Source organism: Neobacillus rhizosphaerae, from assembly GCF_050477885.1.
GTDB classification, from domain to species: Bacteria; Bacillota; Bacilli; order Bacillales; family Cytobacillaceae; genus Neobacillus; species Neobacillus rhizosphaerae_A.
The window spans coordinates 1-6821 of sequence record NZ_JBCNAC010000189.1; the positions used below are offsets into that span (position 1 = coordinate 1).

Sequence of the window (6821 nt, forward strand, 5' to 3'; positions counted from 1 at the left end):
GGGGACTGTCCCCTTTTTTTGTATTTAAATGACATTTGTCACCTCGTTTTGATGACATAACTTACTAAAACTCCCCACCCCTAAATCGTACAATGATATCAAGAAAGCAGGAGGTGTTCGAAAAATGAACGAAATTTTACGCTTAATGAACGTGACGAAGTCATTTCAACATAAAAAGGCAGTGAACGATGTGAGCTTTACGATTGGAAAAGGAGAAGTGGTGGCGATCCTCGGTCCAAATGGTGCAGGGAAGACAACCACCATCTCTATGATCCTAGGATTACTGAAGCCGACAGATGGAGAGGTAACCCTTTTTAACCATCAGCCACATGAAAAGCAGGTCCGGGAAAAAATCGGTACCATGCTTCAAGAAGTCAGTGTCATGCCGGGACTGAAGGTTCGCGAAATCCTCGCGCTAATTCGCAGCTATTACCCGCATCCACTACCGATGAGTGAACTCATCCAACTAACGGGCCTAACCGAGCAGGATTTAAAAACCCGGGCGGAAAAGTTGTCAGGAGGACAAAAGCGCCGCTTAAGCTTTGCGCTCGCACTTGCGGGAAATCCAGAACTGATCATCTTTGATGAACCAACCGTCGGCATGGATATAACCGCGAGAAACCGTTTTTGGCAAACTGTCCGCATGCTGGCCGCACAAGGAAAAACGATTATTTTTTCCACCCATTACCTCCAAGAGGCAGATGATGCAGCTGACCGGATTCTTCTTTTTAAAGACGGCAGCATCGTCGCTGACGGAACACCGGCACAAATCAAAGCGAGAATCTCCAAGCAATCCGTTTCCTTTATGGTTGACCCGGAACGCTCATTGGAGACATTGTATCAGCACAATGAAATTGATGACATTTATCGGAAAAATAATCGCGTGTACGTGCAGACGTCAAACACGGATAAGGTTTTGGAACTAATTTTTCAAGAGAAGATTGGGGCACATGACATCCAAATTGAACGTGGAAAGCTAGAGGAAGCATTTGAGCAGCTGACTAGCGAATCAAAGGAGGCTATATAAATGAAAACATTTCAAATGCAATGTAAAGTTGAAATCATCAGGATCTTAAGGAATCGGTATTTTGTCTTTTGGTCGCTCGTCATGCCGATTGTCTTCTATTATATTTTTACCAACCTAGTGAATTCGGATGTGCCGGACAAAGCCGAATGGCAGGCCCACTATCTAATGTCAATGACTGTATTTAGCGTAATGGGTTCATCCATGATGACGCTTGGTATCCGCATGGTGCAGGAGCGCTCGCAGGGATGGTCCACATTCATTCGCATCACGCCGTTATCTGACACCGTCTATTTTGTGGCGCAGATGATTGGTCAGAGCGTAATTCACCTTTTTTCGATTACGATTATTTTTATCGCGGGTGCTTTAATTAATGACGTATCTTTAACGGCCCTGAAATGGATAATGAGTGGTATCTGGATTTTGCTAGGCTCGCTGCCGTTCCTAGCGATTGGTACTCTTATTGGCATGATGAAAAAAGTAGAAACAGCAGCCGGAATCAGTAATGTAATATACATGGTCCTTGCGGTGGCTGGCGGCCTGTGGATGCCGTTAGAAGTCATGCCGAAAATAATGCAATCGATCGCACAATGGCTACCTTCCTACAATTTCGGAAGTGGCGCCTGGGAGATTGTCCGTGGCAATCACCCAGATTGGAAAAATATTCTTATTTTAATCGCCTACTTAGCTGTTTTCATGCTACTATCGAAATATATTAGAAGAAAACAAGAAGCGGTGTGATGTGGTGTGAATTTCTCTATTTTCCCAAAACGATTTGGATTATTTCCTTATATCTTTCTTATATATCTAGGGTTTCCTATCTACTATTTAACAAAGGAAGCAGGTATGAAGCAGCTCCTTGGCTATCTAATGGTGCTGCTTTTCTTACTGACGTACCGCCAGATTTATTTTTCGATAGGAAAAAGAAGCTTCTCGTACTGGCTGGCGGTCCAGCTAGCGATCGTGTTTTCCTTTAGTTTGTTTTATCACTTAAACTACATGTTTTTAGGATTTTTTTCGGCGAATTTCATTGGCTGGTATCAGGATAAGAGATTGTTTAGAAGGGGGCTCATAAGTTTAGTTATCGTTCAACTGCTTCCATTTATCATTCATATAGTAAAGGTGGGTTCTTTTTTTACCACCAAAGAGCTGATTTATTACGTTCCTTTCCTTATTATCATGTTGATTTCTCCATTTGGCATTCGTTCGATGAATCGTAGAATGGAGCTGGAAAAAGCGCTCGACAAAGCGAACCAGAAAATTGAGGAATTGGTGAAACGGGAGGAGCGAGTAAGGATTGCCCGTGATCTCCATGATACGCTCGGACATACATTGTCCCTTCTCACATTAAAGAGCCAGCTTGTTCAACGGTTGACAGCGGTTGACCCTGAACGGGCACGTCACGAGGCAAAGGAAATGGAAATCACCTCCCGTGCCGCACTCCAGCAAGTTCGCGAATTGGTGTCGGATATGCGAGCTGCGACCATTGCAGAAGAGCTCATCCAAATGCAGCAAATTTTACGAGCAGCTGGAATTACCTATCAGTACGATGGAGAGGTTAATTTTTCAACGATTTCTCCCTTCATTCAAAATATTATCGCCATGTGTGTGCGGGAGGCTGCCACCAATGTCGTGAAACATAGCCGTGCTACCCATTGTTCCATTTCTATCAATCTTCTTTCTGAAAAAATGAACATCGTCATCAAGGATGACGGGATGGGTGTAAGCGTTAATCGAGTGTTTGGGAATGGTTTGCGCGGGATGGAAGAGAGGCTTGCTCTCGTTGACGGCGAACTGACTCTATCAAACCATAATGGTGCCGTCTTGGAAATAACGGTGCCAATTATTAAAAAAGCAGAGGGGGCAGCAGGATGATCCGCTTATTTATTGCAGAAGACCAACGAATGTTGTTGGGAGCGCTTGGCTCCCTCTTGGATTTAGAGGCTGACATGAAGGTTGTGGGCCAGGCGATGAATGGAGCCGATGCTCTTTCAACGATTTTGGAGATTGCGCCGGATGTATGTTTAATGGATATAGAGATGCCTGTGATGAACGGACTTGAGGTGGCAGAGGAACTCGCACGCCGAGGGGCTTCAAGCAAGGTCATAATCTTAACCACATTTGCTCGACCGGGATATTTCGAGCGGGCCGTGAAGATTGGTGTCCATGGATACTTGCTGAAGGATGGTGAGATCGACGAGCTGGCAGATGCTATCCGTAAGGTGATCTCTGGAAAACGTGTGTTCAGCCCTGAACTCGCTTTTACGGTAATTCGGGAGGAGAATCCGCTCACTCCGAAAGAACAAGAGATTCTAAGATTAGCAGCCTTAGGAAAAACAACAAAAGAAATCACAGCAGAACTCTATTTATCCTCCGGCACTGTCCGCAATTATATCTCCGAAATCATTCATAAACTAGACGCTAAAAATCGAACCGAAGCCGCAGCCAAAGCTGAAGAAAAGGGCTGGTTGTAAAGAGCAGTGTTATAAATAGATTAGTAATCCGGTCCCATTTCTTTTTGGGGCCGGATTTTTTATTTTGGGGACAGTCCCCCAGTCCGTTAAAGCGCTGGGGGACTGTCCCCTTCAATCCGTGGACAACTACCCATTTATCGCCCTTTCTATGTTGGACAACCTTCCTGCAAATAGGTACAAGAATAAATTAATACTAGTTCGTAAGGAGGGAAGGACATGGTACGAAAGGCAATTATACCTGCTGCTGGGTATGGAACAAGAACCCTGCCGATCACGAAGGTTCTACCGAAGGAGATGCTACCGATTTGCGGGAGACCAGCAATAGACTATCTTGTCGAGGAGGCAATTAAATCGGGAATCGAGCAAATCCTCATTGTAGTGTCGAGATCAAAAAATATGATTCTTGATTACTATGACCGGTCAGTGGAGCTAGAAACCTATTTAGAGGAAAAGGGAAAGAATCATTTATTAAAAGAAATCAGCTTACCAAATGTACATTTTCAATATGTTCGACAATCATATGCACGCGGTTTAGGCGAAGCCATCCTGCTTGGTAAACACTTTGTAGGGGATGAACCGTTTGCAGTTTTGCTACCAGATGAAATCGTTCTTTCTGACAAGCAGCCACCATTAAGTCAGTTAATTACGATGTTCAAAGAATACAAGGGAAATGTCGTCGGCGTCAAAAAGACGGCCCCATCCCTACTAAGAAACTACGGTGTCATTCAACCTCAAGCGCTAAGAGAAAAAGAATACACGATTAAGGACATCGTTGAAAAACCACAGGAATCCCCCCCGTCAGATTTAGCTGTGATCGGAAGGTATATTTTTAATCCTGCCATCTTTCATTATCTTGAAACCGTCACACCTGGTGTAGGGGGAGAAATCCAACTGACAGACGCCATTAAAGCGATGGCTCAGGATTATACAAGCTATGCCTTAGAGATACAGGGGCAAAGCTATGATATTGCTAAAAGTAGTGAGTATGTCAAACTAATTAACTATTTATGTGGACCAAGGGAGGATTAAACCAACGTGAAAATTTTAATCGTTGGTACAGGATATGTAGGAACGACAACAGGTCTCATTTTTTGTGAAATGGGGCATCAGGTTACAGGACTTGATCTTGATGAGAACAAAATCAAAGCTTTGGAAGCTGGGAAACTACACTTCTATGAGCCGGGACTGGAAGACCTGTTAATTAAGCATATCGCTGCGAAAAATATTTCTTTTACAAAGAAGACCAAGAAGGCAGTTAAAGAAAATGATGTAATATTCATTTGCGTTGGCACCCCACAAGGCACAGATGGAAGTGCAGACCTTACTTTTGTGAAAAATGTGGCCGAATCTATTGGGGAAAATATGGACAACTATAAGGTAATTGTCACGAAAAGTACGGTGCCGGTTGGTACAGCAGAGCTGGTTACGAAATGGATTAGCGAATCACAAAAGGACAAAATTCCTTTTGATGTCGTCTCCAATCCCGAGTTTCTACGTGAAGGTTCAGCTGTTCTAGATGCACTGAATCCCGACCGCATTGTTATTGGTACAACAAGCGAAAAAGCACGAGCCATAATGAGAGACCTTTATAAAGACTTCCATTGTCCCATCGTCGAAACGAACCCTAGGGCCTCCGAAATGATAAAGTATGCCGCTAACTCCTTTCTCGCCTTAAAGATATCCTATATTAACGAGTTAGCTAGATTGTGTAATAGACTTCAGATTAATGTGAATGATGTTTCAAAGGCGATTGGATTGGATCACAGGATTGGCCCTCATTTCCTTAATGCCGGATTAGGCTATGGAGGTTCTTGTTTTCCCAAAGATGTGAGCGCATTAATACAAATAGCGAGACAAAACGGGCGGCCTTTGTCCATATTAGAAAGCGCTGCTAAAGTGAACAAAGAACAAACAGATTATTTTATTGAAAAAATCAAGCAGGCTCTCGGAGGAAATCTCCAAAGTAAAACGATTGCTGTTTTAGGAGTAGCGTTTAAAGCAAACACCGATGACACGAGGGAAGCCCCAAGTCTCGTTATAATCAAACAATTACTAGAAGAGAAAGTGAATCTTAGGGTACATGATCCGATTGTAAAGTTAGCAAGCGGGCAGTTCCCCACAGTAGCGGAAACGGTGACGGGGGCGGATGCGGTTGTTCTTTGTACTGACTGGGACGACTATAAAACCCTCGATTGGGCCAGTCTTAAACCGTTAATGAATCAATCCTATATATTCGATGGAAGAAACATGATTGATAAGAGATTGGTCGAAAGCCTGGGATTCAACTACCTAGGGGTAGCAAATCATTAATATTTTCGCAAAAAAAGAGCATAGATGAATGCTCTTTTTTGTGTTATCCCGTTATTTCTGGCTTTGCAATACCAGCTGCAGCCCTAAACCAATATAAATGGCTCCAACGACTTTTCCTTGCCAGCGAGTGAAATTACTATTCTTATTAGAAAATAATCGTTTCCCGATTGAACTTGTAAGGAAGGCTAAAAGAGTCGTATACAAAATGCTCATCAACACAAATGTAAGTCCAAGAATTAACAGTTGATATACAACAGGTGTGCCGTTATGATGAACGAACTGTGGCAGGAAAGCTAAGAAAAAAAGCGCTGTTTTTGGATTAAGTAACTCAATAACCAATGCCTGACGAAATGACACCGAAGGATCAGTCTTTATTATATCGGTTACTGGCTTTTCTTCGAGGGCTTTCGTTTTTTCGAGTAATGATTTGATTCCTAAGAAAATCAAATAGGCAGCACCTAAATATTTTACGATCTCAAAAGCTAAAGCGGATGTCATTAAAATGGCTGACAGACCAAGAACAGCCGCAACGGTATGAATTAAATCTCCGACAGCTATTCCCACTCCAGTTATGATGCCTGCTTTTCTTCCGCCCTTTGCTGTTTGTGTGACAGTGAGTAAAACAGCAGGCCCAGGAATCAGGAATAATACTAAAACAACTAATATGAACGTAAGCATACTCTCTCACCTCTGTTGCGCAATTTATCTATTATTATACAATATTCAAGCACCTGTAATTGGAAAAATAAACAAGTAGACATATATTTATTTCGCTGATAATATTTAAGGACTGTCAGCAAAACAAGATTGATTTCAAAAAGAGATTAATTATTTGTTGACAAAAACAGTTGATAAGTAGTATAGTATAAAAGTTGTCGCTGATAACTACTAATCTTGTAAAAAAAGAAAAAAGTTATTGACAACGAGATACGAAAGATGATAAGATATAAAAGTTGTCTCATCAAATTGTTCTTTGAAAACTAAACAAACAAAAACGTCAACAAACAAAAAAT

General features: G+C 42.3%; 7 protein-coding genes. 6 read left to right on the forward strand and 1 reads right to left on the reverse strand.

Translation table 11 applies throughout. From position 1 onward, the window contains the following. The first annotated feature begins 124 nt into the window (after window positions 1-124). From ABES03_RS24990 to ABES03_RS25015, 6 genes are all read left to right on the forward strand, one after another. Window positions 125-1027, forward strand: a complete 903-nt coding sequence (locus tag ABES03_RS24990) for an ABC transporter ATP-binding protein (RefSeq protein WP_430121809.1) — start codon at window positions 125-127, stop codon at window positions 1025-1027. Then, the gene (locus tag ABES03_RS24995) at window positions 1028-1765 is read left to right on the forward strand and encodes an ABC transporter permease (protein WP_430121811.1); all 738 of its coding nucleotides are present in this window, start codon (window positions 1028-1030) and stop codon (window positions 1763-1765) included. Window positions 1766-1771: 6 nt separating this feature from the next. Continuing rightward, entirely contained in the window at window positions 1772-2899 is a 1128-nt protein-coding gene (locus ABES03_RS25000) for a sensor histidine kinase (protein WP_430121813.1), read from the forward strand. Continuing rightward, complete coding sequence (locus ABES03_RS25005; RefSeq protein WP_430121815.1) at window positions 2896-3498, forward strand: response regulator transcription factor; 603 nt, start codon at window positions 2896-2898, stop codon at window positions 3496-3498. Before ABES03_RS25000 ends, ABES03_RS25005 begins: the two co-directional genes overlap by 4 nt. Before the next feature lie 216 nt (window positions 3499-3714). Then, window positions 3715-4527: a UTP--glucose-1-phosphate uridylyltransferase gene (locus tag ABES03_RS25010; RefSeq protein ID WP_430121817.1), complete on the forward strand. Its 813-nt coding sequence runs from the start codon at window positions 3715-3717 to the stop codon at window positions 4525-4527. A gap of 6 nt (window positions 4528-4533) precedes the next feature. After that, window positions 4534-5808, forward strand: a complete 1275-nt coding sequence (locus tag ABES03_RS25015; protein ID WP_430121819.1) for a UDP-glucose dehydrogenase family protein — start codon at window positions 4534-4536, stop codon at window positions 5806-5808. A gap of 51 nt (window positions 5809-5859) precedes the next feature. Here the strand turns inward: ABES03_RS25015 and ABES03_RS25020 are convergent, their stop codons facing one another. Continuing rightward, on the reverse strand, window positions 5860-6486 hold the full coding sequence (locus ABES03_RS25020) for a LysE family translocator (RefSeq protein WP_430121821.1): 627 nt from the start codon (window positions 6484-6486) through the stop codon (window positions 5860-5862). Window positions 6487-6821 lie beyond the last annotated feature (335 nt).